Here is a 26069-nt window from a genome sequence, read left to right on the forward strand (position 1 = left end):
ATCATCGCTATTGACAATGGGACGTATTCTAAATTTTATATTAAAATAATTCTCATTCTCATTTTAAGTACATAATATCATTTTGGGTTTCCTGTGTAATGAGTAACAACAAAGCTTTTTCAGACGGTACAGCCCTCTGCAATTTAGTTTTCCCTAAATAATTAGGATTTCTTGACTTTTTTTGTTAAAAAGGTTGCTTACTTCTGATAAGATTGCTGACAAATATTCTCATAAAATACCCGTTAAAAAAAACGTGGTTTGGGTGTGAGTTGCAGATCAATGTGAGGAGAGAAATGCAAAAATTCTGGAAATATCTGCTAGTTAGTCCAGCAGTCTGCGCTGTCATGCTATTTGTGAATACTGCTACATTTGCAGGTGAAACATCGGGTAAGTCTGAAATCAATCAACCGCAAGTTTTAGCTAATCCAGATGCAAGAGCTACGAACATCGCGCCAGATCAGAGAATGGGACAAGTTACCTCCGTATCTCAATTTTCTGACGTACAACCCACTGACTGGGCATTTCAAGCATTGCAGTCCTTAGTTGAGCGCTATGGCTGTATTGCAGGATACCCAAATAGCACTTATCGCGGTAATCGGGCATTAACGCGATATGAGTTTGCTGCTGGTTTGAATGCTTGTCTTGATCGCGTTAACGAACTTATTGCTACAGCCACTGGCGATTTAGTTAATAAACAAGATTTAGCCACATTACAAAAGCTGCAAGAAGATTTTTCCGCAGAACTGGCGACACTCCGAGGTCGTGTGGATGCAGTAGAAGTGCGAAGTGCTGAATTGGAGGCGAATCAGTTCTCAACTACAACTAAATTGCAAGGACAAGTTGTTGCAGTTGTCAGCGATGTGTTGTCAGGAAATACAGTCAACGGTGCAGAAATTACAGACGAGAATACAACTTTAGGGGTACGGGCACGCATAGAATTAGTAACCAGCTTCACAGGGAAAGATACGCTGTTCACCAGAATCCAGGCTAATAATATTCTCAGCCCTAACATTGGTACACCAGAGGGTAACTTATTTTTTGCTGGTGATGGTACCACTAATGCTTTTATAGATGCCTTGTATTACAAATTCCCTCTGGGTGAAAGAACACAAGTTACTGCTCTTGCCAACGCAGCTGCAGCAGATGATATTACCAGTACTGTCAATCTCTTTGACGGTGATGGCGCTTTTGGTGCTTTGTCCACCTTTGGTACACGCAACCCAATTTATGGCCAGATAAATGGCGCGGGGTTGGCAGTAACGCACGAGTTCAGTGATAAATTGGCACTGAGTCTAGGGTATTTGAGTGGTACAGCTAATGACCCTACGCCCAATAATGGTTTGTTTAATGGTTCTTACGGGGCGTTGGCGCAGCTAACAGTTAAACCAAGCGATCGCATTTCTATCGGTTTAACTTACATCAATTCCTATAACCAACCACTACTCACAGGTAGTAATGCCGCCACTTTCCAGGATATAGCAGCTATCCAGGGTTTACCAGAAGAGCAAGTAGGATTTTCCAGTAATTCTTACGGTGTCGAAGCATCCATTGGCATTACTGATAATATCGTCTTGGGTGGTTGGGCTGGATACACCAACAGCCAAAGCTTGAGAGGAACCCGTGGAGACGTTGATATTTGGAACTATGCTGTCACTCTCGGCTTCCCTGACCTCGGTAAAAAAGGTAACTTAGCAGGTATCATCGCTGGTGTGGAGCCTAAATTAACAAGTTCTAACATCGCAGGGTTAGATAAAGATCCTGATACATCCTATCATCTTGAGGCTTTCTACCAGTATAAGCTGAGTGACAATATCACCATTACTCCTGGAGTCATCTGGTTAACATCTCCAGATCACAACGACACTAATGATGATGTTGTTATTGGTGCATTGAGAACCACATTCAGTTTCTAATTTTTTAAAATATTAAAAGAAGACGCAAATTTATCCTTTGCGTCTTCTTTTTGTCAGGACTTACGCAACTGGCACAGTGCGATCGCTAAATTAAAATCAGAAGGTGATCGTTTCCTTAGAACAGCCTGAAGTGCTTGATTTTGCGTTGATGCAGCCACATTTTCATTAACCGCAAGATGCGTTAAAAACGTTTCTATTTCGGTACTTCCCATATCTTTAGGATGGCGTTTATTATGAAAAAGGATATAGCGTCGAATCCAGTAAATGTAAGTCTTCTCTGTTTGGTAAGAATAGTGTTTAAGCCGGATAACATCTTGTACTTGTTCAAGCAGTTTCTTTGGGCGTTGTTCCATCGGTGTTATACAGAAAAATTCCGTTTAATACTCTAAATCAGGATGTTACACAGAAAAGTTCTTGATAACACCAAGGGATATAAGGAAAAATTCCATATAATCCTCCTGTGAAGGGTGGTTATACGGAAAAATTCGGTATAATACCCAAATAAGGGGGTAAAAAAGAAGTTTTCCGTATATTCAAACAGGATTTCCTTAGAATGCCTGATATATCAGGATTAAAAAAAGATTATACGGAAACTTTCCGTATAATAAAATAGTTGGGCGGCGCGGAACGAATGAACGACTATAAAGACTCAATGCAGAACTCCCTGAAGCTCGGATTCTTCATCCAGCCCGTCCACCCGCCGTCCCGTTCCTATGGGGACGTTCTCCGCGAGGATCGCGAAGCGGTCGTGCTCGCCGACCGGCTCGGCTACCGCGAGGCCTTCATCGGCGAGCATCTCGTCGACTCGGCCGAGACGATCACCTCGAGCCTCGCTTTCATTGCGAATCTCGCCGATGCGTGCCCGTCGATCACCTTCGGTACCGGCGTGCTTCCGCTCGCCAACTACCACCCGGCGATGGTGGCGGCGCAGGTCGCGATGGTGGACCACCTGGTGCAGGGTCGATTGATCCTGGGAGTCGGACCCGGCGTTGCCGGTGACGCAGAAGCCATTGGAGATTTGGGCTCGGACCGAAATCGCAAGACCCAGGAGGCGCTCGAGCACATGTGCCGGATCTGGAGCGAAGAGCCGCCGTACCGGATCGAAGGCAAGTTCTACCGGACCACCACGGAGCGCTCGCTCGATCGGAACATCGGAGTGGGTGTCGCTGTCCGACCGCTGCAAGAGCCCCATCCGCCCATCGCCATCACCTCGATCCGACCGGACGCTCAGGGACCGCACGCCGCGGGAGCGCGCGGCTGGTCCGGAATCTCGGCGACCTACGTGGGTGCGTACGTCGTCCGGGCCCACATTAAGAACTACCTGGAAGGCCGGCGATCGGCGGGCCTCTGTGCCGATGCTTCCGGGTGGCGCGTGGCGCGCAGCGTTTTCGTGGCCGATGACGAGGCCACAGCACATCGCTACGTGCATCGCGAGGACGGCGCGCACGACTTCTACTTCCACGTCATGAGGACCAAGCTCGCGAAGGCCGGCGCGCTGGACGTCCAGCGCGACTTTCCCGACCAGCCGGATTCCGATCTCTCTACGAAGCGGTGCATCGAGCGTCTCGTAATCGCGGGAACCCCCCAGAGCGTCGCGGACCAGATTCTTGCATTCCGCAACGAGGTCGGCGCGTTCGGCACACTGCTCTACACGGGCCACGACTGGACCGATCCAGCGCTCGCCCAGCGCTCCATGGAGCTCATGGCGAACGAGGTCTGGCCCCGGATCAATCGGGCCACGCATGGGACGACACCAAAAGGTCAAACTGACGGTAAGGCATTTTCAGTCTGATGGATAGCCCAACCATTGCGTGCAGCCGACGCCCGTCGGCGGGCGCGGCTGACGCAGGCGTTCGGCGGCAGAAATAAGTGCCTTCTCACCTCGAACCCAGATGTCTGCTCCTGTGCTACCTTCGGCTACTGTTCTTCCGTAACCATAGGCACCTGCTGCGCGCGGTTCCACCGTCGTTGGGCGATGAGTAAGATCGGTATCGTTGTAATGTACACCAGTCGCTTGTGGGAAGACGTAAATTCTATCACAGAACTTACGCAACTAGCACAGTGCGATCGCTATTTTATAGTACTGCTGTACTGTATAAAAGTGGCGTACTCATACTCATAAGGCATTGCGAAAATTAGTAACAGTAATCGGCTGTGTTAAGTATTCTTCAAATCATGAGAAAATTAGTTAAGGATGCATAAAATAAATCTTGTATTTTATGAAATTTACTAAACTTAACTATTGCCAGTACTTGTTAAGTAGTCAGATTAATTATACTCTCACAAATTTAGCAGAGCATTTGGAGCAGATTAGTCATGATAAAATTAACCGCTATCTGAAGAATGAAAAGTTAACACCACGTTTGCTTTGGGATAATGTTAAAGATATCATCCAAGTGAGTGAGAACGCATATCTAGTTTTTGATGACACAGTAATTGATAAACGATATGCCGTAGAAATATAAATAACTAAACGGCAATATAGTGGCAACGAGCAAGCAATTGACTGGCATTGAATCATGTCAATGCCGTAAGGGTCGTATTCAAAGAAATCATATTGCCTGCGCTATTTTAGTCTGGTTTAGGCTCAAAGATTTAGCTTATAGAACTGGTCAAACAATTTATCAAATTAAGCATGGATTGTTATCCAATTATTTAGTTCAGCAACTAAAACGTCCGGCTGTTCCTATGTTTATCGCCTAGTTGTTATAGGCGCACGGCGCGGTTACACCGTGCCATTGCTTGTGACAGTTGCGTAAGTCGTGTTTGTGTATAGGTTTAAAAATAGAACCCAGCATTTTTACTGGGCTTGATATCTTAAAACAATGTGAGTTCGACGGATAGGAAAGGTCAAAAAGGTTGCTAGATATGAATTTGCTCAACTGAACATCCACGCAGCCTGAAAAAAGTCGCGCTCACAAAACATCGCATAACGATAAGTTGAATGCACAACGGAATTGTTAACGGCATAATTGTCAACCAAATTTTCTAATTGTTGAGTTAGTGGTTGAAAATCTGCACTGCTATAAGTACGAATCCAGTCTGCATATTGATGATTAGGAATACCGTTACAAGCCAATTTTTCTCCTAAAAAGGCATACAAACGCATACAGGGAGACATCACCGCAGCAGTTAAACCCACATCTTTACTCCAAGCAGTTGCTAACAAAAAATCAGTATAGCGGCGGGTGGCAGATGCAGGTTCTACAGAATACAAATTGACTCCCCACTCAGAAGCATAGCTACTATGCAGCCGTAATTCTTCTAAAACTCCACTAGCTAAATTATGAAATGTGGTGAAACCTAACCAGTCTGGTGCTTTAGCTGCGGCGATACTGTAGGCACGCGCAAAAGCTTCTAAGAAAAAAGCATCTTGCCCTACGTAGTAAGCAAATTTAGCTTGCTCAAGAGTGCCATCGCCAATGCCTCGAACGAAAGGATGCTCTAAGCAAGCTTGGGCTAAGTCTTGATTTGCTGCCCATAATTCGTTAGATAAGGTCATTTGTCATTTGTTATTTGTCAACTGTTATTATCCCCTTTAAAAAGGGAAGAACTGGAGCAAGACTGAGCCAATACTTCCCAAAAAGTCGACGAAGTTGGGTTTACCAGTACTTACCTTCTCATTGACGGGTGTTTGCAGTTCTTTTATAAAAGCTTGGGCTGTTAGGGTTCCAGTACTGTTGTTTTGAGATGTAAACAATTTTTCCGCAACTTGAGCATCTTGGGATGCACCTTGTCTATCTAGTATTTGGTAACGGGCGACACCACGAGCGAGATAAGCATCCGCATATTCTGGTTTAATTGCGATCGCTTGATTAAAATAACTGATTGCTTGCTGTTGGTTGCCTTTTTGCCCTTCTGCTACACCCAAAGCATAAAATTCTGCTGGTGAAGCAATTTGTGATGGTATAGCAACTGCACCTTGAAAATTAGTCCCATTCAAGTAAGCGCCAGTTAGTTCTGCATTTGCTAAATAAGTATTTCTCAAATCAGCACCCGTCAAATTTGCCCCATTCAATTTAGCTTCGCTCAGGTTAACGCCAAATAAACTCGCGCCACTTAAGTTTGCACCCCGCAAATCTGCACCGCTCAAGTTTGCGCGGCTGAGGTTAGCACCTGTGAGATTAGCACCGCTTAAATTGGCTCCAGATAAATCAGCCATCACTAAACCTGCACTCGTCAAATCACAGTTTTGACATTGTTTGGTTGCCAATAACTGTTTAACATGTTCAGAATTTGCTGCTTGTACGGTTGTTGTCAAACTAATCGTGGTTAAAAATGCAACTGCACTTAAAAACTGGTTTTTCATATTCGTGTAATATTTTTTACTCAATAACAATGTTGACTGAGATGGATTTATACCTCAGCATTATGATATAAGCAATCTCAACAATTTGCCCTCTGTAGTTGCCTACATCACCTATAAATTGGTGATACCTTTTCTATGGAATGTTACGCTAAAGGATTCTAGAAAAGTCGTGAAAGTATAAATTGAGCCGATATTAAGACTGACAACCCCAGTAATAAGGGTAAATGAGCACCATTCGTCAAGATAAATGATACACTCCACTAGAGGCGAAACTGGTGTCACAAAATTAAACTCACTGCAAAATATCGCTTCAAAGAAAGCATCTGTAACATCTAAATAATTAGTCTTTTTTAAAATCAAGTAAATTAGTAGAGCAGTATCCAAGCCTAAAGTTTGCCCTGATAACTGGACTAGTCATTGTCATCAGGGATGCTCTTACTCAGAAGCAAAATGATAGATTTGCTTTTGGATACCCTGATTTTAAATAAATATGAGACTATAGAAATATTAAGGCAGTCAGAAAAACGTGAGTCAGCAAGACAAACTTTTAGAAAAAATTCTCTCTGGGACTTCTGATACAGATATCCCCTTTGCCCAACTGTGGCAACTTTTATATAGACTAGGCTTTGAAGAACGGATTCGTGGCGATCATCGTATTTTTGTCAAAGGCGATGTTGAGGAAATATTGAACCTGCAACATAAAAGAGGAAAAGCCAAAAGCTATCAAATTAAACAAGTTCGGGCAGTGATTCTCAAATATAAGCTAGGAAGTAAAAATGATGTTTCGGTATGAAATTATTCTCTATTGGAGTGAATTAGATCAAGCCTTTATTGCTGAAGTACCAGAGTTATCAGGCTGTGCTGCTGACGGTGATACTTATCAAGAAGCCCTGCATAATGTAGAATTAGTTGTGCAGGAATGGATAGAAACTGCTAAGGATTTGGGGCGTTCAGTACCTGAACCTAGACCACGTTTGATGTACATTTAATTGATAGACAAACCAAATTTAATTGATTTTTTAGCATCATCAGAAATATTTAATACCATATTAGATACTGTTCAGAAAAATCTTTGCTAAAAGACCTAAAAAATTCTACTGGCTGCCATTATTGTATCTAAGTTATAGCGATTCTCATTTGAATGGATATATTGCTAGAGACACGGTATTGCCCATTAGTGTTAACTTAAGCTCAAACGCTTGTCCCACATACACTTTACCCCTCCCCTTGGCAAGGGGAGGGGAGGTTTTGTGTCAGCAAAACCGGGGTGGAGTGACTTGGGATTGATTGGTAATTGAGTAAATTTGATATAACGTCATTACAAGGTTTTCACGTTAAGTTGACACCTATGGGCATTGCTGTGTTCCTACGAGTATTTGTGTTCATCTGTGGTTAATTGTTTTTTCTGCACCTTATCCATGCGGGAACCACGGTATACGCCAAGGTTCTGTAAGTTCAGTGTTTTGGATATGACAGAGTAAGTCTAAGTGAAGAACTTAGTTACTAGCAACCTTACAAATCACCATAATATGTGATTTGTATTTGTTAGTAGTATAGTGAAGAAGTTGTAGTCCAGAACGTTCTAGTTCTTGCAACAGTTTAGGTATTTCATACTTGTGATGTCGCCAAATAGTAATCTCTTCACCTTTAGAAATTTCAAGATTTTTATCTATCCCCATCCGACTAAAGTTTATAGTGTAATCATGACGTAGTTTGAGATTAGCAATAATACTATCTGTTTTTAAATCGTACTTTCTCACCAGTTCACAATCTTCAGATTTAATCCCAATCTTCTTTTTAACCCATCCATAGACTTCTTCTACATGATACTTGCAGCCACCTCTAACTATTCCATCCCATTTAGAGTTAGAACCTGTTTCGTTAGTGAATACTAGAAAATCATTTTTCCCCATGCTATCTCTAAAGTTTTTGAACACCTCCTCTCTATTTTGATGATTCCCAATGGTAACTCCTAAGTGTAAAAATATTTTTGCTGTGTCGTCAATTTCAAGGCTAGCTTGATTTTGGAACAAACTTTTGGGTACACAACTACTTTCGATGTCAATTGTAGAACTGATAAACTCGACTAGTGGAAACCATTTTCTAAAATTACTTTTGGATAAATGAAGCAATTCTTCACTAATATCTAAAGCAATATATTTCTTAACCTTTCCTAATTTGTTCAGTCTGCGGATAAACTTTTTAACTGGATAGGAGTTACCTGCACCAACGTCTATAATATTTACTCTTTTACCAGTTTTGATACTACTATTCAGGTATTTAAAATTATCTTTTAAAAGGTCAATCTCTACATTTGCTCTTCCATACCATTTAGGAATAACATATTTCAGGTAAAAATCATCCCAATTTTTTGCACCTCTACCTTTATACGAATACTTAAGAGGTATTTCTCGTCTGACTTCTAATGCATGAATTATCCCTAAAACTTCTTCTTCAGAAAAAAGAGAGTAGAACTCAGAACTTGGCTTTGCTGTGCGACTGATAGCAGGTGAAATATCTAAGGGGAGTTGGGAATTGCTATGAAAATTTTGAGCCATTATTCTTGTTCTTTGGTTTTCTTCGGTCTTGAAATTGATTAGCTGCAATGCTTGCTAAAAATGTATTCTCCCATGCCACTGTCTCAAAACTTGGAATTTTCATCACAAAGAACAGGGCTGTTCTCTATCTCATCATTCCCCACTCTCAAAGAAGAAATTGGTTTTTTACAATCAAAGTACGAGATAATTTTCCAAAGATACAGGGGTGAATTGCAGTGGTTCAGCAACCAGAACTCCAGGAAACTTCGTCGATAAAGTCAACCCAGCGCGTGCTAAGAAGTTTAAGCACTTACCGTTGGACTTCACTGGGAGCATTAGTCAGCCTGTTGCTGTTGACGATCGCCAACGCTGTAACCCCACAACTATTTCGGTGGGGAATTGATCAGGGTATCACGCAAAAAAACCTCCAAATTGTGCTATACAGCGCTGCCTGGATGGTAGTCGCGGCGATCGCTCGTGGTGTATTTAATTTTGGACAAAGCTATTTAGCAGAAGCAGCGTCTCAGGGTGTTGCTTATGACCTGCGAAACAAAATTTTCAGCAAGATTCAAAATCTCAGTTTCAGCTTTCATGACCAGGCGCAGACTTCCCAACTACTAACCCGCGTCACCAGCGACATTGAGCAGATTCGTACCTTTATTGGCACTAGCTTAATTCAGGTCATCGGTTCAATGGTGACATTGGTGAGTATTTCGGTGCTTTTGCTGGTGATGAACTGGCGATTAGCACTAATTACTCTCACAGCAGTGCCCATAGCTGCATGGTTAATGGCGCGATTCATCAACCAAAATAACAAGCTTTTTCGGCAAGTACAAGAGCAACTGAGCAACCTGAATGCTGTATTGCAAGAGAACTTGCTAGGAATCCGGGTAGTGAAAGCTTTTGTGCGTGAGTCAACCGAAAGGTCGCGTTATACAACTCTGAATGATGGCCTAGTCAAGGCAAACATGAACACCATTAGCGCCATCCGTGCTACCTTCCCGTTGATCTTTTTGCTGAGTAATTTGGTAACACTGGCAGTTTTCGCCTATGGGGGAGCGCAGGTGATTGGAAATCGGTTCTCCATTGGCGAACTGGTGGCGTTTAACTCCTACCTAGCATTGATTCTCCAACCGATTTTGTTAATTGGATTTGCCGCACCCGCGATCGCTCAAGCAGCTGCTTCTGCAGAACGAGTTTATGAAGTTGTGGATGCAGAGGTAGAAATTCACGATTGCCCTGGTGCTGTCCCATTTGACACCTGCGGTGGTAGAATTACCTTTGAAAATGTTTCCTTTCGCTATCCAGGAGCGACAACCGAAGCTCTTAAAGAAGTATCCTTTGAAACGAAGCCCAACGAGCTAATCGCCGTTTTAGGAATGACTGGTTCCGGAAAAAGCACAATTATGAACCTGATTCCCCGCTTTTACGATGTCACAACGGGAGCAGTTCGCATTGACGGACGAGATATAAAAAGTTTCACACTCAAAAGCCTCAGATCGCATATTGGTATTGTTTTTCAGGAAACCACCCTCTTCTCTGGCACAATCCGCGAAAATATTGCCTACGCCAAACCTGATGCCACCTTAGAGCAGGTGATTGAAGTTGCAAAAACCGCCCAAATGCACGATTTTATTAGCGGTCTACCCAATGGCTACGAGACGATTGTGGGTGAACGGGGCGTGGGCTTATCTGGTGGACAAAAACAACGAATTGCGATCGCTCGTACCTTACTAACCGATTACAGCATTCTGATTTTGGACGATAGTACCTCGGCTGTAGATGCCAAAACCGCTGCCCAAATTCAAGCCAAACTAGATGGCTTAATGCGCCAAAAAGCTTGTACAACCTTTGTAGTAGCTCAACGCATTAGCACCATCCAAAATGCCGATCGCATTTTTCTCATAGACAAAGGACGATTGGTAGCACAAGGCACTCACGAGGAATTGATGCAAAATAGCCCACTCTACGGTGTAATTTTGGAATCTCAAGTAAAGCCGAAGGAGAAAAAATGATCTCCAATTATAGCGGTTCTCGTTTGGACGCAATCCACTTTGACTTCTCTCCTAAAAAGCTACGGTGTACACACAAGTCTTTTAGAGTTGCAATGCCATTGTTTCGGATGACAATGCCATTGTTTCGACTAACAATGCGATTGTTTCAACTAACAATGCGATTGTTTCGATTAACAATGCCATTGTTTCGACTGACAATGCGATTGTTTCGACTGACAATGCCATTGTTTCGACTAACAATGCTGACTTTTCACCGGATCTAGGAAAACCTCACTCCCATTCCTTTGTAGGGAAGGGGCTGTTCTTGTTAGGTCTGTATTGCACTCAACCCAGAAGCGCCATAGCATAATTACTCTAGCTGGAAAATTCGATCGCAGCTTTCTAATAAAGACTTTTAATCTCAAATCCAAAATCTCAAATCCAAAATTTTTATGAGAGGCACTATTCCCGTTGTTGCATCTGAGGAAAACGCGAGTCAGCAACCCTCCACCCTGCGGCGCTTTTTGCAATACGTGCTGCTTTATCGCAAAGAAATTCCCATCGCCCTGACATTAGTATTTATTGGTGCCCTAACTCAGGCAGTTGGGCCATTCTTTATCGGCTGGTCGATCGACCATCTGATTGCACAAGGGAATTTGCAAGGACTGTTGCTGTTATTAGGGCTACTAGGGCTGAACTATGGACTTGGCGTCTTAGCAATTCGGGGGCAAATTCTTCGAGTCGGCTGGATTATGCAGCGATTGCTGGCTCAACTGAGGCAAGATATTTTCATTAAAATCCAAAGTCTACCACTCAGCTTTTTCGATCGCAGCGAAGCAGGCGATTTAATGAGCCGATTGCTGAATGATGTCAACACCGTGAATCAAGCATTTGGACTGACGATCGCCCAAATGCTGGGCAACACTTTCAGTTTGGTTGGCATTGTGATTGCAATGCTCTCAATCAACCTGCAACTTGGTTTGTTGAGCAATCTAGTTGTGCCACTGATGATTTTTACTACAAGCTTATTTGCACGTTGGGCAAGAACCAGATTTCGCGTCACCCGACAAACCATTGGGGAACTTTCCGCCAAGTTAGAAGAAGATATTGGCAGCGTGCGAGAAGCGCAAGCATTTAATCGTGTACAGATGAATATCGAAGAATTCGACATTCTTAACGCCGCCAATAGAGATGCCAACGTTGACGCTGTGGCAATTACTTCAGCCTTTTTGCCCTCTATCGATTTTCTCAACACACTAGCAACCGCAGGTGTACTAGCCTATGGCGGTTATCTAGCGGTAACAGGAGCTGCAACAGTGGGTGTGGTGACATCCTTTTTACTTTACGTCCAGCAATTCTTCCGCCCTATCCAAATTCTCAGCCAGTTTTACACCCAAGCTCAATCTGCCTTCGCCGGATTAGAGCGAATCTTTCTATTACTAGATGAACCGTCAGAACTCAAAGATGCACCCAATGCCACAGAAATGCCGCCTATTCAAGGTGAAGTAACATTCGAGAATGTCAAGTTTGGCTATAACCCAGATCAACTGGTTCTCAAAGGGGTAAATTTGCACGCCTATCCAGGACAGATGGTTGCGTTAGTCGGGCCAACCGGTTCGGGAAAAAGTACAATTATTAATTTGATTTTGCGCTTCTATGATGTATCTGGCGGTGCAGTGAAAATTGATGATATTGATGTGCGTAGCGTGACTCAAGCAAGTCTGCGCCGTCAAATAGGCATCGTCCTGCAAGATAATATTTTGTTTACCGGCACCGTCGCCGAAAATATAGCTTTTGGCGCTCCTTACGCCACTCAAGCTGATATCGAAGTGGCTGCACAACTGGCAAATGTGCATGAGTTCATTACCTCACTACCACAGGGTTATACAACTCAATTAGGTGAACGGGGAGCGCCCCTGAGCCAAGGACAGCGACAACTAATTAGTATTGCTCGGGCGGTATTAATTAATCCCCAAATTCTGATTCTTGATGAAGCCACCAGCAGTATTGATACCCGCACAGAAGCGCTAGTGCAAAGTGCGATCGCCCGTTTGCTCCAAGGTCGTACCAGTTTCGTAATTGCCCACCGCCTCAGTACAGTTACTCAGGCAGATCAGGTTTTAGTAATTCAGCAGGGACAAATTGTCGAACAGGGCACTCACGCCGAACTCGTCAATCAGCAGGGTGTTTATGCCAACCTTTATGCTCTGCAACTGGGTGCAGCAGACACAACGGTTCTCCAAAACAAAAAGTAAAATATATATAGCTCGAATTTATCAATTGCCAGCAAAAAAATGAAGCTACCTAACCTCGATTCACAAACCATCGATCGCATCATTGAAATGGCATGGGAAGATAGAACATCTTTTGATGCTATTGAAGCTCAGTTTGGGCTACTGGAGAAACAGGTAATCGCCCTAATGAGGCGCGAAATGAAAGAATCTAGTTTCAAGATGTGGCGAGAGCGAGTCACCAAACGCAATACAAAGCATTTATCTCAGCGAGAATTTATTGCAGGTCGTTTTAAATCGCACAATCAAAAAACGTAAGTAATTGGGTAAGCGTAGGCGTAGCCCGTCGTAGACATCGCTCTTTTGTGATATAAATCAACAAAGGCTAAAATGCTGTAGAAAAAATAAGCCTGCGTTCGCTTGCATTAATTGAGTGCAAACTACCAAATTCACCAAGCACAATGACGAAAGTTACACTTTACATTGCAGCTAGTTTGGATGGCTACATTGCTCGCAGCGATGGCAAAATTGATTGGCTATCAATCCTTGATACAGAAGGTGAAGACTACGGTTACACTGATTTTTACGAATCTATTGATGCGATCGTCTTAGGTAGCAAGACGTATGAAGTAGGGCTGGGTTTTGATCGATGGCCTTATCCAGAAAAAAAATCCTTCGTATTCACCCAGCGTAATTTCCAATCTGACCGTGAGGACGTTGTGTTTGTTTCTGACCCAGTAAAACAGGCGTTAGCTAATATAGAGGCTCAAGGTTTTAAAAATATCTGGCTAGTTGGTGGCGCAAAATTAATCAATTCGTTTCTTCAGGACAGCTTGATTGACGAATATATCATTTCAACTATTCCAACTATCTTAGGTGGCGGTATATATCTTTTCCCACCACCTACCCCTGAAGTAAAATTGGAGCTGATTAACTCCCAACAATATCCTACTGGTTTACTTCAAGCACATTATAGGCGAAAAGTAAATGGTTAAAATAATTCGTAATCCTTAATGATCTTTTCTACGAATTACGAACTTGTACTGAGCTTGTCCTGAGCGTAGCCGAAGTATTACGAATTAGCTAAACAAGCTTCTGAACAGCGTTGCTAAAGTCTTCGTAAGGAGAAACCCCCACAATGGTTTCTGCTAAGATACCATCTTTAAAAATTAAAACCGCTGGAATACTGCGAAGACCGAATTTTTTGAAAATCGGCTTATTGTTGTCAACGTCTACCTTAACGACTTTAGCACGACCTTTATATTCTTGGGCAAGTTGATCCATTAACGGACTAACTAAACGACAGGGGCCACACCAAGTAGCAGTAAAATCAACAACAACAACTTTCTCTTCACTTCCGTTTAAAAGGACATCAAATTCACTTTCTTCAACGTAAACAACTATGTCAGTATCAGTAGACATTTTTTAATTCCTTAGTGTCAAACTAAAATTTCAGCAAAAAGCTAACTATACAAACTATACTCCCTTCCGAGTGTCAGATTCATTAGTTACCTAAATTCATTGGGAAACTCCCGCACCTGATTTTTGCTTGCTAGGGTATATTTAACAACTTATAATCTTTATAGGTAGGTTGCGATCGCACCCTAGCAACCAACCTAATCCAAAAACCCATACCTTCAAGGCGTAGAACCGTCAATAGTCTTCCTGCCGATCAAACAGTTCTAACAACCCAATTGTGCCTACAAAAAAAGTATAAGTAGCATATTTTATTGGCATCTTTTGTCTTGAAGGTGCATAAAAAGCTGCTATAATGCTCTCAATAAAATGGCTCATCATAGCAAAACGCTCAATCCAAAAAACTAGATTAAGGCTGGCTGGTACATTAATATTATTTATTAGTGCATAAATATTCCACGATTCCAATCCAATTGCGCTGGTTATAAGCACTGTAGATATAATTTTTACAAAGGTGTAAATGTTTTTCTTTATCAACTTTAAGTTCATACTGTTCACGAAAAAATTTTTTAACATATCTACAAGACTCGGTGAACAACAGACAAGTTAATGCGTTTACTAAAAATCCGCCCTAAATCAATCAATCTTATATAACGTTTCCTAATCATATCGGGTACATGATAGTCTCTTCCTTGCTTGCAGGGGTTAAGGGTAGGGTTTTTGTAGCTCACTCAGAATAGCTATATTTAAAAAATGAGAAAAGTGTGGAATAATACATAGGTGGTAAACTTAATTGCTCTCCATAGATTGATAATAAATGTAAAGCTATGATTGCTCAACATTACAATTCAATTCATGTTGAAAATAACTTGCTGAAACAAATCAAAATTAAAGAAAATCAGCTAAAAATTGCACAAGAGTCTGATATGCCTCATGTAGCAAAAGAATTACAGAGTCAATTACTAAAGCTACAGTCTCAATTATCGGAGCCGCAAGAGCAAGACGTTGAAATTCAGGCATTGATGAGTTTGCTAGACGAATAAGATTGTAAAATTATGTTGCAAAATTTATTTAAAATACAAAACCTCTGTTATATAAAAGCAAAACATAGTAATTCTGATACGTGGAGATGTAGTTTATGTGCTACATCTGAAGAATTAACAGCACAAGAAGGAACCATAGAAGGGTGATGATTTTTACTTAGATAAGAGGTTGGGGTTTTTGTTGAGTATGTGGCCTTTTGCTTTGCGGTACTGAACAATCTTAAGAACAGGTTTAATTGGGCGCTGTTGCCTTTGATTAAGAATTTGAATTTCTCTCTCAATTGAATTTTTTCCTCGTCTAAAAAATTCTTGAGAATTATATGGAACCAAGTCACGGGATAAATGTTGAGCTTGTCTTGGAGTCAAACTAGGAAATGCTTGTTGAGCATTGGCAGAAGTCTGTACAACCAGTAAAAAAGCTGTTGAAACTACCAATGGTTTTATTTTTATAGATTTGGTGAATATTAGGTTTAACATAGTCGATACATCGGTTGCGTGAATACAGTTTCCAACCATATTAGTGTTGGTCTGATTATAAATAAAGTATACTTATTCCCTTGCTAATTACCTCCTACAAATGGATGAATTAATCAGCTAAACTATTAGTACAGTATAGCGGAAATAAAGTTCCCATCTAAATTAACCAGATAAGTTGCTCAAGCAAGTTTCTAAAGGTAGGTAAACTTCCGTCACTTTAAATTTCTATAGATGTTGAAAGCAAGAGAATTGCGCTAGATACAAAAAGTGTGCTATTCAGCATCTAATCGTATTTTCGCCTTTTGAAACACCTGCTCAACAGTAAATTGCAGTCCTTCAAACAAAGAATCTGTGAGTAATTCTTCTCCCATATAAGTTTGTGGTGCTGCATCTGGATAAAAAACAGTAATGCTTCTGGCTTTACTATCTACCACCCATACCCGCAATACCTTAGCATCCAAATAGTCTTTGGCTTTAGCCGCCATTTGTCCAAAGGTTTGTCCCGGCGAAATAATCTCAATCACCAAATCAGGAGGAACAGGACAAGCTTCGTTTTCATCCCAGTTGGCGGGTAAACGCTCGTAAGAAATATATAAAATATCTGGAATTGGCATCCAATCTCGTCCCCGACGAGTTAAGGCAACAGCCCATTCCGGGCAAACTTCTCCTTTACCCTCACACGATTGCTCAATAAAATTGAGAATAACCCGAGTAAGTTTCGCGTGAAAAAATTTTGGTGACATTTTAGGAATTGCTTGACCATCAACAAGTTCATAGGTGATATCTCCCTCGCCTGGTGGGAGATTCAAGAACTCTTGCAAAGTTAATTGATTTTTGGCTTGGAGTATCATGGCTCATTAATTCGTAATTGAAGAACAGAGCAACTAACTTTTATTCTGACTCCTGAATTCTGACTCCTGAATTCTTTTTCAAATTATTCACATTCTTCGCAACACTTGCCGAATAATATCCGATGGCACTTCATCGGTAACTGTTACTACACCAATCTCTGTTGGTAAAACAAACCGCACTTTCCCGGCTTGGACTTTCTTATCTAACTGCAACGCCTCAATAATTGCTTCAATATCTACCCCATCTGGTAACTGAGTAGGTAAACCCGCTTTTTGAATTAAAGCATTTTGACGTTCTGTATCTTCCTTGTCCCACAGTCGCAAATCCACAGCAATTTGACCGGCTGCTACCATACCAATAGCCACCGCTTCACCATGATTTACTAGACGATAACCAGTCAAACTTTCCACTGTATGACCGATAGTATGTCCATAATTGAGAATTGCGCGTAATCCGCCTTCTTTCTCATCTTTGCCAACAACATCAGCTTTAGCTTGACAAGAGCGCGTTAATATGCTGGTTATTAGGTCAGGTTTGACATAGCGGAGTTGGTCGAGGCGTTTACTTGCTTCCAACTGGGCAAACAATTCGGCATCCCAAATCACACCGTACTTAATAACTTCTGCCATACCTGCTCGAAACTCACGCATAGGTAGAGTTTTTAACACATCTGGGTCAATTAAAACCAAGCGCGGTTGATGGAATGCCCCAATTAAGTTTTTACCGTGGGGATGATTCACGCCAGTTTTGCCGCCAATTGCCGAATCTACCATCGCCAACAAAGAGGTAGGTACTTGGACAACATTAATACCGCGCAGCCAAGTTGCAGCTGCAAAGCCAGTCATATCTCCAACTACACCTCCACCCAAAGCTACCATCGTAGAAGAACGTTCTAGGCGGTTTTCCAAGGCTACATCATAGAGTTTTTGGATGGAATTGAGGGTTTTGTAGCGTTCACCAGGTGGTAGATTGCAGCTAGCAACTTCAAATCCAGCAGATGTTAGGGATGTAATTGCTCTTTCGCCAAAATGCTTAAAAATCGTCGGATTAGAAACCAGCAAAACCTTCTTGCCCAGCTGGAGACTGGCCATCTGTTGACCCAGTTGATCTAAACTCGAAGTTGCGTTAGCGTCGCTCAACGTTCGCGTAGCGTCTCGTTCGCGCAGCGTCTCCGACAGGAGAAGAGAAGTTATCACAATCTCATAAGACTGCTCTGGTAAATTTACATTAATTACAGAAGTCATTGCCCAACCCCAAACAAGCGCTCGTGGGGTGTATTGTATCGCAATCTAGGAAATGGGCATAGGGCATAGGGGATTGGGGAGTTGGTAAGAACCAGGGAAGCAGAGTAGAAGTTGCACTAACTATTTCTCCTCTACCTCATGCCCAATGCCCTATGCACTATGCCCCATGCCCAATGCCCAATACCCAATACCCAACAACTAATGATTCAATAGATTTAGGAAGTATTCTGGAGAGCAATAAATGTTTGCAATTGTATCTTATGTCGTCTTCTTGGGTTTATTCTTTGGCTTATCTGTAGGTTTGCTGTTCGGTCTGCGGACTGCCAAAATAATTTAATCGAGAGGGATATTCAACCCAAGACTATTGTGGGGCGGGCATCTTGCCTGCCCTCGATTTATCAATATCCTATAAAATCTTTACTTTTTTACTAAGTACACCTCGACAGACTTGGTAAAAGTGCTGTAGGCGTTAGTCTGTCGGCACTTACTCTCTGATGTTGACAAGAAGTTAATTGTTTTTTCCTAAAGTATTGTTACCGCATCGTGATATGATTCAGCTGACTGAATGTGCAGTCATCATATTTAACTGTACTGGTTTCAAGTCCCGTGAGCTTGTCTGACGAATCAATTGCGCCCACTCCGACAACGCAACAAGATGCTAAAACTGGTTCTGAAGACACAGAATCAGGTAACTCCATGCAAGAGTTCTATCAACTCTTCCAGCGATTGTTGGTAATCACGCTTGTCTTGACGGGGGTTATTTTTATCTCTGTGTGGATTTTTTATTCCTTAAACATTGCCCTAAATTATTTAATTGGGGCGTGTACAGGTGTGGTTTACTTAAAAATGTTGGCTAGAGATGTTGAGCAGCTTGGTAGTGAGAAAACCAGTCTGAGCAAAACTCGTTTTGCTCTATTTATGGGAGTGATGATCGTGGCAACTCAATGGCGTGAGCTACAGATTCTGCCCATTTTTTTGGGATTTCTAACTTACAAAGCCACGCTCCTCGTCTATATGGTGCAAATTGCGTTCATTCCTGATTCTTAAAAAGTCAGGCTCACAAAGATAGTAATCCCAATCCTCGCTCGTTGGGGAAAATGCTTGAAGAATGCAAATGCTTAGTGTCTTAAACGCCTTTAATTCTTTTCCCCTCGCCGAATTAGAAGTAGGTCATCATTTCTACTGGCAGTTGGGCAATCTTAAAATTCATGGGCAAGTTTTTCTCACCTCATGGTTTGTGATTAGTATTCTAGTAGTGGCTTCAATAGCTGCTACTCGCAACGCACAAAGAATTCCCAAGGGCATCCAAAATTTGATGGAATATGCCCTAGAATTTATTCGTGATTTGGCCAAAAACCAACTTGGTGAGAAAGAGTACCGCCCTTGGGTGCCATTTATTGGCACATTGTTCTTGTTTATTTTCGTATCGAACTGGTCAGGTGCGCTAATTCCCTGGAAGCTCATCAAGCTACCTTCAGGCGAATTGGCAGCTCCCACTAATGACATCAATACGACTGTTGCATTGGCATTGCTGACCTCATTAGCGTACTTTTACGCAGGTTTTAGCAAACGGGGTTTAGGCTACTTTAAGAAATATATAGAGCCAACACCTATTTTATTGCCGATCGCAATTCTAGAAGATTTCACCAAGCCCCTCTCCCTAAGCTTCCGTCTATTTGGTAATATTTTGGCGGATGAATTGGTAGTAGCGGTGCTGGTGCTGCTAGTTCCTCTATTTGTACCTCTGCCTGTAATGGCCTTGGGTTTATTTACTAGTGCCATTCAAGCCCTGGTTTTTGCCACCCTAGCCGGAGCATATATTCATGAGGCAATGGAGGGGCATGGTGGAGAAGAACATGAGGAGCATTAAACTTCTCAGTTGATAGCACAGTTCCCAGAGCATGTTCGCTCAAAACATCGCAAAGCGCGATTTAAAGAACCCGGTGCAGCGTGAAAACCACGTTTCTAATCGTTAACGTAATGTCTGTTAGTTTTGTAATCAAAGCAAGGAAAATCAACATGGATCCATTAGTGCAGGCTGCTTCAGTTCTCGCTGCTGCTTTAGCGATTGGTTTAGCTGCAATTGGCCCTGGTATCGGTCAAGGAAATGCTGCTGGACAAGCAGTAGAAGGTATTGCTCGTCAACCTGAAGCAGAAGGAAAAATTCGCGGTACTCTGCTATTAACCCTGGCTTTCATGGAATCCTTAACTATCTATGGTCTAGTGATTGCCCTGGTATTGCTGTTTGCTAATCCCTTCGGCTAATACCTTAAAGTTTTTGTGAGTGTGGAGACGTGAACCATCACGCCTCTACAATCGAAATGTTTTGGGTATCTTAATAGTTCTAATGTTCAGTTGACCCTTATTGGCTATGGGTCTCTAAAATATGAAAGGTTGGATGATGTTGCTAGCCACGAAAACTGCTACTCCAGCCAAAGAGGAGACAAATGTTTGATTTCGATGCTACCTTGCCCTTCATGGCATTGCAATTCCTGCTACTAGCAGCTTTGTTGAATGCAATTTTCTATAAGCCACTGACCAAGGTACTAGACGATCGCGATAATTATATCCGAACGAATACCCTGGAAGCGCGGGAGAGCTTGGCTAAAGCCGAGCGCTTGGCTACCGAATATGAGCAGCAACTCGCAGACGCTCGCAGACAATCGCAAGCGACTGTAGAAGCAGCTCAACTGGAAGCTAAAAAAATTACTGCCGAGAAAATTGCTGAGGCCCAAAAGGAAGCTCAGACTCAACGAGAACAAGCTTCTGTTGAAATAGAACAACAAAAGCAAGAAGCTTTTCGCACCTTAGAGCAACAAGTTGATGCTCTAAGCAGGCAGATTCTAGAAAAACTATTGGGGCCAACTCCAGTTAGATAAGCTAACTAGACTGGTTCTGTGAAAGCATACGCGCAATTGGCCCATAGTCCAGAGCGCAAAATTTAAGTGTCACAAAAGGCACTTTTTCCCCTTCTGGGGAAAGATACTTAATTTCCCTTCGGGGAAAAGATACTTAATTTCCCTTGGGGAAAATACAACGTATTAGCAAGCGAGCAGCGCACTTGTAAATGGGTATCATGGGGACATTCTTATTACTTGCCGCAGAAGCGAACGCTGTTCACTCTGAATTGGCAGAAGGCGCAGCAGAAGGTGGTTTCGGTCTAAACCTAGACATTTTTGAAACCAATCTGATTAATTTAGCGATTCTGATTGGCATACTATTCTACTTCGGACGTAAGGTTTTAAGCAATATCCTGAACGAGCGACAATCCAATATTGCCACTGCAATTCAGGAAGCAGAAGGGCGCTTAAAAGAGGCAAAGACTGCCCTTTCCCAAGCGCAAGAGCAGTTGAAGCAATCTCAGGCAGAGGCAGAACGCATCCGCCAATCTGCCACAGAAAACGCCCAAAAGACGAAAGAAGCCTTGTTAGCGAAGGCAGTGCAAGACGTAGAACGCTTGAAACAAACAGCAGCAGCAGATTTAAACACTGAAACCGATCGAGCGATCGCTCAACTGCGGCAACGGGTAGCTACACTAGCATTGCAAAAAGTCGAATCGCAACTCAAAAGCGGGATTGCCGACGATGCTCAACAAGGTTTAATTGACCGCAGCATCGCACAACTGGGAGGCAATGTATGACAAGTCAGGTAGCGTCAGCCGAAGTAGCCCAACCTTACGCACAGGCACTTTTGTCAATAGCACAATCGAAAAACTTGACAGAAGAATTCGGGGAAGATGCGCGTACTTTCCTGGGACTGCTCAGGGCAGACAAACAGCTACACAACTTCTTCAGCAACCCGTTTATTCAGTCTGAGAACAAAAAAGCTCTCATCAAACAAATACTCGGTGAAGGCGCTAATCCCTACTTACGCAATTTTTTGCTGATACTGGTAGATAAGCGGCGCATTGCATTCTTGGAAGATATTTTTCAACAGTATCTGGCGCTGTTGCGGCAGCTGAATCAAACCGTATTAGCGGAAGTAATTTCAGCCGTTCCCCTCACAGAAGCTCAACAGCAGGCAATCATCCAAAAGGTCATCGCTATCTCCAATGCTCACCAGGTAGAACTAGAAACCAGGGTAGACAGCGAGTTAATTGGTGGTGTGATCATTAAAGTAGGTTCACAGGTAATTGACGCTAGTATCCGGGGTCAGTTGCGCCGCCTTTCATTGCGCCTAACTAATAGCTAGAAGTTAGGAGTTAGGAGTTAAGAGTTAGGAGTTAAGAGTTAAGTAAATAGTAATTTATTTTGACTTTTAACTTTTAAGCTTTGCTTTTTTAACTCATCACTCTTAACTCATCACTCCTAACTATTGAATTTTTCCGTCTCGAAAGCAAAAAAGATAGACACATGAGCATATCAATTAGACCTGACGAAATTAGCAGCATTATCCAACAACAAATCGAGCAATACGATCAAGAGGTCAAAGTTGCTAACGTTGGTACTGTTCTCCAAGTTGGTGACGGTATTGCCCGGATTTATGGTCTGGAAAAGGCTATGTCTGGTGAACTTTTGGAATTTGAAGATGGCACAATTGGCATCGCCCAGAACTTAGAAGAAGACAACGTGGGCGCGGTGCTGATGGGTGAAGGGCTGGAAATTCAAGAAGGTAGTTCTGTAACTGCTACTGGTAGAATTGCCCAGATCCCAGTAGGAGAAGCCCTAATTGGACGAGTTGTAGATGCCTTGGGGCGTCCTATCGATGGTAAAGGAGACATCAAGTCCCCAGAAAGCCGTTTGATTGAATCTCCAGCACCCGGTATCATTGCCCGTCGGTCTGTACACGAACCCATGCAAACGGGTATTACAGCTATTGACTCAATGATTCCCATTGGTCGTGGTCAGCGGGAATTGATTATTGGCGATCGCCAAACTGGAAAAACTGCGATCGCGATCGACACCATCATCAACCAAAAAGAAGAAGATGTAATTTGTGTCTACGTTGCGATCGGTCAAAAGGCTTCCACAGTTGCTAACGTGGTGCAAACATTGCAAGAAAAAGGCGCAATGGATTACACCATCGTCGTCGCCGCTAGCGCCAGTGAACCTGCAACCCTACAATACCTAGCTCCCTACACAGGCGCAACTATTGCTGAGTACTTCATGTACAAAGGCAAAGCTACCCTGGTAATTTATGATGACCTTTCCAAGCAAGCCCAAGCTTATCGCCAAATGTCCCTATTGCTGCGTCGTCCACCCGGACGCGAAGCTTACCCTGGAGATGTATTCTACATCCACTCCCGTTTGTTAGAAAGAGCCGCAAAACTGAGTGACGAATTAGGTAAAGGCAGTATGACCGCCCTACCAATTATCGAAACCCAAGCTGGTGACGTTTCAGCATACATCCCCACCAACGTAATTTCGATTACCGATGGTCAGATATTTTTGTCTTCTGACTTGTTTAACGCTGGTATCCGTCCCGCTGTAAACCCCGGTATTTCCGTATCCCGCGTAGGTTCTGCGGCTCAAACCAAGGCAATGAAAAAAGTTGCCGGTAAGATTAAATTGGAACTAGCCCAATTTGACGACCTGCAAGCCTTCGCTCAATTTGCTTCCGACTTAGATAAAGCCACTCAAGACCAGTTGGCACGGGGTCAACGGTTGCGCGAACTCCTCAAGCAGCCACAAAATTCGCCACTCTCGGTATACGAGCAAGTAGCAATTTTATATGCTGGTATTAATGGTTACTTAGATGATGTACCTGTAAATCAAGTAACTACCTTCACCGCCGGTTTACGTGAGTACTTAAAGACTGGGAAAACCCAGTATGTCCAAGGAGTACAAGCATCTAAAGCACTAGGTGACGCAGAAGAAGCTGCTTTGAAGGAAGCACTTACCGAATACAAGAAGACCTTCAAAGCGACAGCGTAATTAAAGTGAGGAGTGAAGAGTTAAGAGTTAAAAGTTAATGAAATACTCCTAGCTCTTAACTCCTAACTCCTAACTCCTAACTCCTAACTCAAGAATATGGCCAATTTAAAAGCAATACGCGATCGCATTCAGTCGGTCAAAAACACCAAAAAAATCACAGAAGCCATGCGCCTAGTTGCGGCAGCTAGAGTGCGCCGGGCGCAAGAACAAGTACTAGCAACTCGCCCCTTTGCCGATCGCTTGGCACAAGTATTGTATGGTTTGCAAAGCCGTCTGCGCTTTGAAGAAGCAAACCTACCACTACTGAAAAAACGCCAAGTTAAGTCAGTCGGGTTGTTGGTTATTTCAGGCGATCGCGGTCTATGCGGCGGCTACAATAATAACGTTATCCGTCGTGCAGAAAACCGCGCCAAAGAAATTAAGGCAGAAGGTTTAAACTATCAATTTGTACTTGTCGGACGCAAAGCTACACAGTACTTTCAACGCCGCGATCAGCCAATTGATGCTACTTACAGCGGCTTAGAGCAAATTCCCACCGCAGCGGAAGCTAATCAGATTGCTGACCAACTACTTTCCTTGTTCCTTTCGGAAGAAGTTGACCGCATCGAATTAATCTATACCAGATTCCTTTCATTAGTTAGCTCCCGTCCTGTGATCCAAACCCTACTACCTCTTGATCCACAAGGTCTAGAAGCAGCCGATGATGAAGTCTTCCGCTTGACAACCCGTGGCGGTAAATTTGAAGTCGAACGGGAGAAAGTGACTAGCCAAGTCCGCACGTTGGCTCCTGACATGATCTTCGAGCAAGATCCAGTGCAGATTCTCGATTCTCTATTGCCCCTGTATCTGAGTAACCAGTTATTGCGGGCGCTGCAAGAATCGGCGGCTAGTGAACTAGCAGCGCGGATGACAGCCATGAGTAATGCCAGTGAAAATGCTGGTGAGCTGATTAACACCCTCACGCTGTCTTACAACAAAGCCCGACAAGCTGCAATTACCCAAGAACTCCTTGAGGTTGTAGGTGGTGCTGAAGCACTAACTTAGGGTATAGCTAATTATTTATTTGTAGTGAGTTCTAATATATAGCCAATTGCTAATTATTTTAAGATTAGCGATTGGCTATTTTTAGTATTTGGGACTTTTAACTAAATACTCTGCAAGCTTTTACTTGACATCTGGAACCACAAAGGCGAATCTTTATTGATTTAGAGTTGCCTATCGAAGATTTTAAAATAGAGAACATTGTTAAACAGTGATGCCTACGGCGGGCAAAGCCTACGCCAATTAGACTGCCCTGATGGTTCAACAATCCTTTTCCAATCTACATCTTCGATAGACTGGCTTAATCAACTTAACACGACTGTGATTCGTTACGAAAAATGGAAAGACGGCAAACTTGTTGCTACAGAATTACAAAATCTTCCCCTACATTGGTTTGGGCGTGATGAATTTATTATGTATTTACGGGAAAACGGCTATAAAGACATCACCCTATGTGCCAACTATAGCGATCATCTCCAGGCAAGCTCCTACCAAGACACCCTGTGTTTCTCAGCAGTACTTGCATAAAGCAGAAATTTTTGTCTATTAACACATTTTAAGAATTGCGTATTATAATTGAAGTATGAAGCGCATGGGTCCGTCACGGTTTCGACAGGTTGGCGAACGCTGCTCTGTGATTCAGGTCGAGAGTGAGTCTCCTCTCGGAAATCAAAGGCTCAAACAAAAAGTAAATGCGAATAACATCGTTAGCTTTGCTCGTAAGGGTGCTCTAGCAGCTGCCTAAAAACCTCTTATAGGTTCGAGCGTCTTTAGTTTGACTCCGTTAAGGACTGAAGACCAAACCCCAACGGATGCTCTAGTAAGCGTTCTCTGGTTGGCTTGCTAGCTAAGATCAAATCAGAGCATCCTACGTTCGGGATAATGAACGATTCCCGCCTTGAGGATCAGAAAGGCTAAACCTGTGAATGAGCGGGGGGTTAATACCCAATTTGGACAGCAGTTCGACTCTGCTCGGATCCACTAAAAATAGTTAACAAGTCCACTTGACACTGTGATGTGTAAGTGGACTTTGTTTTATGGGAAACTCCCATCATAATTTTCTATAACGCACAGCTAACTTTAGGGCGTTGCAGAATAGAAATATGAATTAGAGCGATCGCTATGCAATGTCCTAAGTG

Annotated in this window: 29 protein-coding genes, 1 other RNA gene and 1 pseudogene; 21 read left to right on the forward strand and 10 right to left on the reverse strand. The window is 42.8% G+C overall.

Features of this window, described 5'->3' with window-relative positions; genetic code table 11:
• The first annotated feature begins 293 nt into the window (after nt 1–293).
• Nucleotides 294–1913, forward strand: a complete 1620-nt coding sequence (locus tag HWQ40_RS20620) for an iron uptake porin (RefSeq protein WP_292781122.1) — start codon at nt 294–296, stop codon at nt 1911–1913.
• Nucleotides 1914–1966: 53 nt separating this feature from the next.
• Here HWQ40_RS20620 and HWQ40_RS20625 read toward each other — a convergent pair whose 3' ends face one another.
• A complete protein-coding gene (locus HWQ40_RS20625) occupies nt 1967–2266 on the reverse strand; it encodes a phage integrase N-terminal SAM-like domain-containing protein (protein WP_292781125.1) in 300 nt (99 codons plus the stop codon).
• A gap of 278 nt (nt 2267–2544) precedes the next feature.
• Between HWQ40_RS20625 and HWQ40_RS20630 the strand changes: the two genes are divergently transcribed.
• Together HWQ40_RS20630 and HWQ40_RS20635 are read left to right on the forward strand one after the other, a co-directional pair.
• Nucleotides 2545–3705 (forward strand): LLM class flavin-dependent oxidoreductase, encoded by a 1161-nt coding sequence (locus tag HWQ40_RS20630; RefSeq protein WP_292781127.1) that lies wholly within the window; start codon nt 2545–2547, stop codon nt 3703–3705.
• Nucleotides 3706–4132: 427 nt separating this feature from the next.
• Nucleotides 4133–4616 (forward strand): annotated as a pseudogene (locus HWQ40_RS20635) (hypothetical protein).
• Nucleotides 4617–4791: 175 nt separating this feature from the next.
• Here the strand turns inward: HWQ40_RS20635 and HWQ40_RS20640 are convergent.
• Nucleotides 4792–5415 (reverse strand): TenA family protein, encoded by a 624-nt coding sequence (locus tag HWQ40_RS20640; RefSeq protein WP_292781130.1) that lies wholly within the window; start codon nt 5413–5415, stop codon nt 4792–4794.
• A gap of 36 nt (nt 5416–5451) precedes the next feature.
• Nucleotides 5452–6222 carry a pentapeptide repeat-containing protein gene (locus HWQ40_RS20645; RefSeq protein WP_292781133.1) on the reverse strand — a complete coding sequence of 257 codons (771 nt, stop codon included), beginning with the start codon at nt 6220–6222 and terminating at the stop codon, nt 5452–5454.
• 526 nt (nt 6223–6748) lie between these two features.
• Here HWQ40_RS20645 and HWQ40_RS20650 point away from each other — a divergent pair.
• Both HWQ40_RS20650 and HWQ40_RS20655 read left to right on the forward strand, forming a co-directional pair.
• Nucleotides 6749–7015, forward strand: coding sequence for a type II toxin-antitoxin system HicA family toxin (locus HWQ40_RS20650; RefSeq protein WP_292781136.1), 267 nt, complete (start codon nt 6749–6751; stop codon nt 7013–7015).
• Nucleotides 6999–7211: a type II toxin-antitoxin system HicB family antitoxin gene (locus HWQ40_RS20655; RefSeq protein WP_292781138.1), complete on the forward strand. Its 213-nt coding sequence runs from the start codon at nt 6999–7001 to the stop codon at nt 7209–7211. Before HWQ40_RS20650 ends, HWQ40_RS20655 begins: the two co-directional genes overlap by 17 nt.
• A 507-nt stretch (nt 7212–7718) precedes the next feature.
• On the opposite strand, the gene HWQ40_RS20660 is transcribed toward HWQ40_RS20655, so the two are convergent.
• Nucleotides 7719–8780 (reverse strand): L-histidine N(alpha)-methyltransferase, encoded by a 1062-nt coding sequence (locus HWQ40_RS20660; RefSeq protein ID WP_292781141.1) that lies wholly within the window; start codon nt 8778–8780, stop codon nt 7719–7721.
• A 215-nt stretch (nt 8781–8995) separates the two neighbouring features.
• Between HWQ40_RS20660 and HWQ40_RS20665 the strand changes: the two genes are divergently transcribed.
• Nucleotides 8996–10774 (forward strand): ABC transporter ATP-binding protein, encoded by a 1779-nt coding sequence (locus tag HWQ40_RS20665; RefSeq protein ID WP_292781144.1) that lies wholly within the window; start codon nt 8996–8998, stop codon nt 10772–10774.
• An 81-nt stretch (nt 10775–10855) separates the two neighbouring features.
• On the opposite strand, the gene HWQ40_RS20670 is transcribed toward HWQ40_RS20665, so the two are convergent.
• The gene (locus tag HWQ40_RS20670) at nt 10856–11014 is read right to left on the reverse strand and encodes a hypothetical protein (protein ID WP_292781147.1); all 159 of its coding nucleotides are present in this window, start codon (nt 11012–11014) and stop codon (nt 10856–10858) included.
• A gap of 191 nt (nt 11015–11205) precedes the next feature.
• Here HWQ40_RS20670 and HWQ40_RS20675 point away from each other — a divergent pair, with 191 nt between their 5' ends.
• The 3 genes from HWQ40_RS20675 to HWQ40_RS20685 all read left to right on the forward strand — a co-directional run bounded on the left by HWQ40_RS20675 (nt 11206) and on the right by HWQ40_RS20685 (nt 13979).
• Nucleotides 11206–13008: an ABC transporter ATP-binding protein gene (locus tag HWQ40_RS20675; protein WP_292781149.1), complete on the forward strand. Its 1803-nt coding sequence runs from the start codon at nt 11206–11208 to the stop codon at nt 13006–13008.
• A 39-nt stretch (nt 13009–13047) separates the two neighbouring features.
• A complete protein-coding gene (locus tag HWQ40_RS20680) occupies nt 13048–13302 on the forward strand; it encodes a TIGR03643 family protein (protein ID WP_094351153.1) in 255 nt (84 codons plus the stop codon).
• A 143-nt stretch (nt 13303–13445) separates the two neighbouring features.
• The gene (locus HWQ40_RS20685; RefSeq protein WP_292781153.1) at nt 13446–13979 is read left to right on the forward strand and encodes a dihydrofolate reductase family protein; all 534 of its coding nucleotides are present in this window, start codon (nt 13446–13448) and stop codon (nt 13977–13979) included.
• Nucleotides 13980–14067: 88 nt separating this feature from the next.
• On the opposite strand, the gene trxA is transcribed toward HWQ40_RS20685, so the two are convergent.
• Together trxA and HWQ40_RS20695 are read right to left on the reverse strand one after the other, a co-directional pair.
• Nucleotides 14068–14406 carry a thioredoxin gene (trxA, locus tag HWQ40_RS20690; protein ID WP_292781155.1) on the reverse strand — a complete coding sequence of 113 codons (339 nt, stop codon included), beginning with the start codon at nt 14404–14406 and terminating at the stop codon, nt 14068–14070.
• A 231-nt stretch (nt 14407–14637) separates the two neighbouring features.
• Nucleotides 14638–14949 carry a hypothetical protein gene (locus HWQ40_RS20695; protein WP_292781157.1) on the reverse strand — a complete coding sequence of 104 codons (312 nt, stop codon included), beginning with the start codon at nt 14947–14949 and terminating at the stop codon, nt 14638–14640.
• A 278-nt stretch (nt 14950–15227) separates the two neighbouring features.
• On the opposite strand from HWQ40_RS20695, the gene HWQ40_RS20700 reads away from it, so the two are divergent.
• Complete coding sequence (locus HWQ40_RS20700) at nt 15228–15443, forward strand: hypothetical protein (RefSeq protein ID WP_292781160.1); 216 nt, start codon at nt 15228–15230, stop codon at nt 15441–15443.
• A 153-nt stretch (nt 15444–15596) separates the two neighbouring features.
• Here HWQ40_RS20700 and HWQ40_RS20705 read toward each other — a convergent pair whose 3' ends face one another.
• The 3 genes from HWQ40_RS20705 to aroB all read right to left on the reverse strand — a co-directional run bounded on the left by HWQ40_RS20705 (nt 15597) and on the right by aroB (nt 18016).
• On the reverse strand, nt 15597–15920 hold the full coding sequence (locus tag HWQ40_RS20705) for a hypothetical protein (RefSeq protein ID WP_292781163.1): 324 nt from the start codon (nt 15918–15920) through the stop codon (nt 15597–15599).
• Nucleotides 15921–16192: 272 nt separating this feature from the next.
• Nucleotides 16193–16771: a Uma2 family endonuclease gene (locus tag HWQ40_RS20710; RefSeq protein WP_292781166.1), complete on the reverse strand. Its 579-nt coding sequence runs from the start codon at nt 16769–16771 to the stop codon at nt 16193–16195.
• A gap of 87 nt (nt 16772–16858) precedes the next feature.
• Entirely contained in the window at nt 16859–18016 is a 1158-nt protein-coding gene (aroB, locus tag HWQ40_RS20715) for a 3-dehydroquinate synthase (protein WP_292781169.1), read from the reverse strand.
• 241 nt (nt 18017–18257) lie between these two features.
• On the opposite strand from aroB, the gene petL reads away from it, so the two are divergent.
• The 11 genes from petL to ssrA all read left to right on the forward strand — a co-directional run bounded on the left by petL (nt 18258) and on the right by ssrA (nt 25914).
• Complete coding sequence (gene petL / locus HWQ40_RS20720) at nt 18258–18353, forward strand: cytochrome b6-f complex subunit PetL (RefSeq protein ID WP_084227316.1); 96 nt, start codon at nt 18258–18260, stop codon at nt 18351–18353.
• Nucleotides 18354–18622: 269 nt separating this feature from the next.
• Nucleotides 18623–19063, forward strand: coding sequence for an ATP synthase subunit I (locus HWQ40_RS20725; protein WP_292781172.1), 441 nt, complete (start codon nt 18623–18625; stop codon nt 19061–19063).
• Nucleotides 19064–19124: 61 nt separating this feature from the next.
• The gene (atpB, locus tag HWQ40_RS20730; protein ID WP_273762315.1) at nt 19125–19886 is read left to right on the forward strand and encodes a F0F1 ATP synthase subunit A; all 762 of its coding nucleotides are present in this window, start codon (nt 19125–19127) and stop codon (nt 19884–19886) included.
• A 149-nt stretch (nt 19887–20035) separates the two neighbouring features.
• The gene (gene atpE, locus HWQ40_RS20735; RefSeq protein ID WP_012411162.1) at nt 20036–20281 is read left to right on the forward strand and encodes an ATP synthase F0 subunit C; all 246 of its coding nucleotides are present in this window, start codon (nt 20036–20038) and stop codon (nt 20279–20281) included.
• 182 nt (nt 20282–20463) lie between these two features.
• Nucleotides 20464–20895 carry a F0F1 ATP synthase subunit B' gene (locus HWQ40_RS20740; protein WP_292781174.1) on the forward strand — a complete coding sequence of 144 codons (432 nt, stop codon included), beginning with the start codon at nt 20464–20466 and terminating at the stop codon, nt 20893–20895.
• A 188-nt stretch (nt 20896–21083) separates the two neighbouring features.
• The gene (locus tag HWQ40_RS20745) at nt 21084–21656 is read left to right on the forward strand and encodes a F0F1 ATP synthase subunit B (RefSeq protein WP_292781176.1); all 573 of its coding nucleotides are present in this window, start codon (nt 21084–21086) and stop codon (nt 21654–21656) included.
• On the forward strand, nt 21653–22207 hold the full coding sequence (atpH, locus tag HWQ40_RS20750) for an ATP synthase F1 subunit delta (RefSeq protein WP_292781178.1): 555 nt from the start codon (nt 21653–21655) through the stop codon (nt 22205–22207). Before HWQ40_RS20745 ends, atpH begins: the two co-directional genes overlap by 4 nt.
• Before the next feature lie 161 nt (nt 22208–22368).
• Entirely contained in the window at nt 22369–23889 is a 1521-nt protein-coding gene (gene atpA / locus HWQ40_RS20755) for a F0F1 ATP synthase subunit alpha (RefSeq protein WP_292781180.1), read from the forward strand.
• A gap of 96 nt (nt 23890–23985) precedes the next feature.
• Nucleotides 23986–24933, forward strand: coding sequence for a F0F1 ATP synthase subunit gamma (locus HWQ40_RS20760; protein ID WP_292781182.1), 948 nt, complete (start codon nt 23986–23988; stop codon nt 24931–24933).
• Between the two features lie 198 nt (nt 24934–25131).
• Nucleotides 25132–25458 carry a hypothetical protein gene (locus HWQ40_RS20765; protein WP_292781185.1) on the forward strand — a complete coding sequence of 109 codons (327 nt, stop codon included), beginning with the start codon at nt 25132–25134 and terminating at the stop codon, nt 25456–25458.
• 66 nt (nt 25459–25524) lie between these two features.
• Nucleotides 25525–25914, forward strand: a transfer-messenger RNA (tmRNA) gene (gene ssrA, locus HWQ40_RS20770).
• Nucleotides 25915–26069 lie beyond the last annotated feature (155 nt).

Origin of the sequence: Nostoc sp. NMS9, assembly GCF_017114995.1 — a bacterium.
GTDB lineage: Bacteria > Cyanobacteriota > Cyanobacteriia > Cyanobacteriales > Nostocaceae > Nostoc.

Excerpts from the sequence above, each read along its gene's own strand:
- HWQ40_RS20620 (WP_292781122.1), top strand. The coding sequence starts at position 294 with ATGCAAAAATTCTGGAAATATCTGCTAGTTAGTCCAGCAGTCTGCGCT.
- HWQ40_RS20625 (WP_292781125.1), bottom strand. The coding sequence starts at position 2,266 with ATGGAACAACGCCCAAAGAAACTGCTTGAACAAGTACAAGATGTTATC.
- HWQ40_RS20630 (WP_292781127.1), top strand. The coding sequence starts at position 2,545 with ATGAACGACTATAAAGACTCAATGCAGAACTCCCTGAAGCTCGGATTC.
- HWQ40_RS20640 (WP_292781130.1), bottom strand. The coding sequence starts at position 5,415 with ATGACCTTATCTAACGAATTATGGGCAGCAAATCAAGACTTAGCCCAA.
- HWQ40_RS20645 (WP_292781133.1), bottom strand. The coding sequence starts at position 6,222 with ATGAAAAACCAGTTTTTAAGTGCAGTTGCATTTTTAACCACGATTAGT.
- HWQ40_RS20655 (WP_292781138.1), top strand. The coding sequence starts at position 6,999 with ATGATGTTTCGGTATGAAATTATTCTCTATTGGAGTGAATTAGATCAA.
- HWQ40_RS20660 (WP_292781141.1), bottom strand. The coding sequence starts at position 8,780 with ATGGCTCAAAATTTTCATAGCAATTCCCAACTCCCCTTAGATATTTCA.
- HWQ40_RS20675 (WP_292781149.1), top strand. The coding sequence starts at position 11,206 with ATGAGAGGCACTATTCCCGTTGTTGCATCTGAGGAAAACGCGAGTCAG.
- HWQ40_RS20680 (WP_094351153.1), top strand. The coding sequence starts at position 13,048 with ATGAAGCTACCTAACCTCGATTCACAAACCATCGATCGCATCATTGAA.
- HWQ40_RS20685 (WP_292781153.1), top strand. The coding sequence starts at position 13,446 with ATGACGAAAGTTACACTTTACATTGCAGCTAGTTTGGATGGCTACATT.
- trxA (WP_292781155.1), bottom strand. The coding sequence starts at position 14,406 with ATGTCTACTGATACTGACATAGTTGTTTACGTTGAAGAAAGTGAATTT.
- HWQ40_RS20695 (WP_292781157.1), bottom strand. The coding sequence starts at position 14,949 with ATGAACTTAAAGTTGATAAAGAAAAACATTTACACCTTTGTAAAAATT.
- HWQ40_RS20700 (WP_292781160.1), top strand. The coding sequence starts at position 15,228 with ATGATTGCTCAACATTACAATTCAATTCATGTTGAAAATAACTTGCTG.
- HWQ40_RS20705 (WP_292781163.1), bottom strand. The coding sequence starts at position 15,920 with ATGTTAAACCTAATATTCACCAAATCTATAAAAATAAAACCATTGGTA.
- HWQ40_RS20710 (WP_292781166.1), bottom strand. The coding sequence starts at position 16,771 with ATGATACTCCAAGCCAAAAATCAATTAACTTTGCAAGAGTTCTTGAAT.
- aroB (WP_292781169.1), bottom strand. The coding sequence starts at position 18,016 with ATGACTTCTGTAATTAATGTAAATTTACCAGAGCAGTCTTATGAGATT.
- petL (WP_084227316.1), top strand. The coding sequence starts at position 18,258 with ATGTTTGCAATTGTATCTTATGTCGTCTTCTTGGGTTTATTCTTTGGC.
- atpB (WP_273762315.1), top strand. The coding sequence starts at position 19,125 with ATGCAAATGCTTAGTGTCTTAAACGCCTTTAATTCTTTTCCCCTCGCC.
- atpE (WP_012411162.1), top strand. The coding sequence starts at position 20,036 with ATGGATCCATTAGTGCAGGCTGCTTCAGTTCTCGCTGCTGCTTTAGCG.
- HWQ40_RS20740 (WP_292781174.1), top strand. The coding sequence starts at position 20,464 with ATGTTTGATTTCGATGCTACCTTGCCCTTCATGGCATTGCAATTCCTG.
- HWQ40_RS20745 (WP_292781176.1), top strand. The coding sequence starts at position 21,084 with ATGGGTATCATGGGGACATTCTTATTACTTGCCGCAGAAGCGAACGCT.
- atpH (WP_292781178.1), top strand. The coding sequence starts at position 21,653 with ATGACAAGTCAGGTAGCGTCAGCCGAAGTAGCCCAACCTTACGCACAG.
- atpA (WP_292781180.1), top strand. The coding sequence starts at position 22,369 with ATGAGCATATCAATTAGACCTGACGAAATTAGCAGCATTATCCAACAA.
- HWQ40_RS20760 (WP_292781182.1), top strand. The coding sequence starts at position 23,986 with ATGGCCAATTTAAAAGCAATACGCGATCGCATTCAGTCGGTCAAAAAC.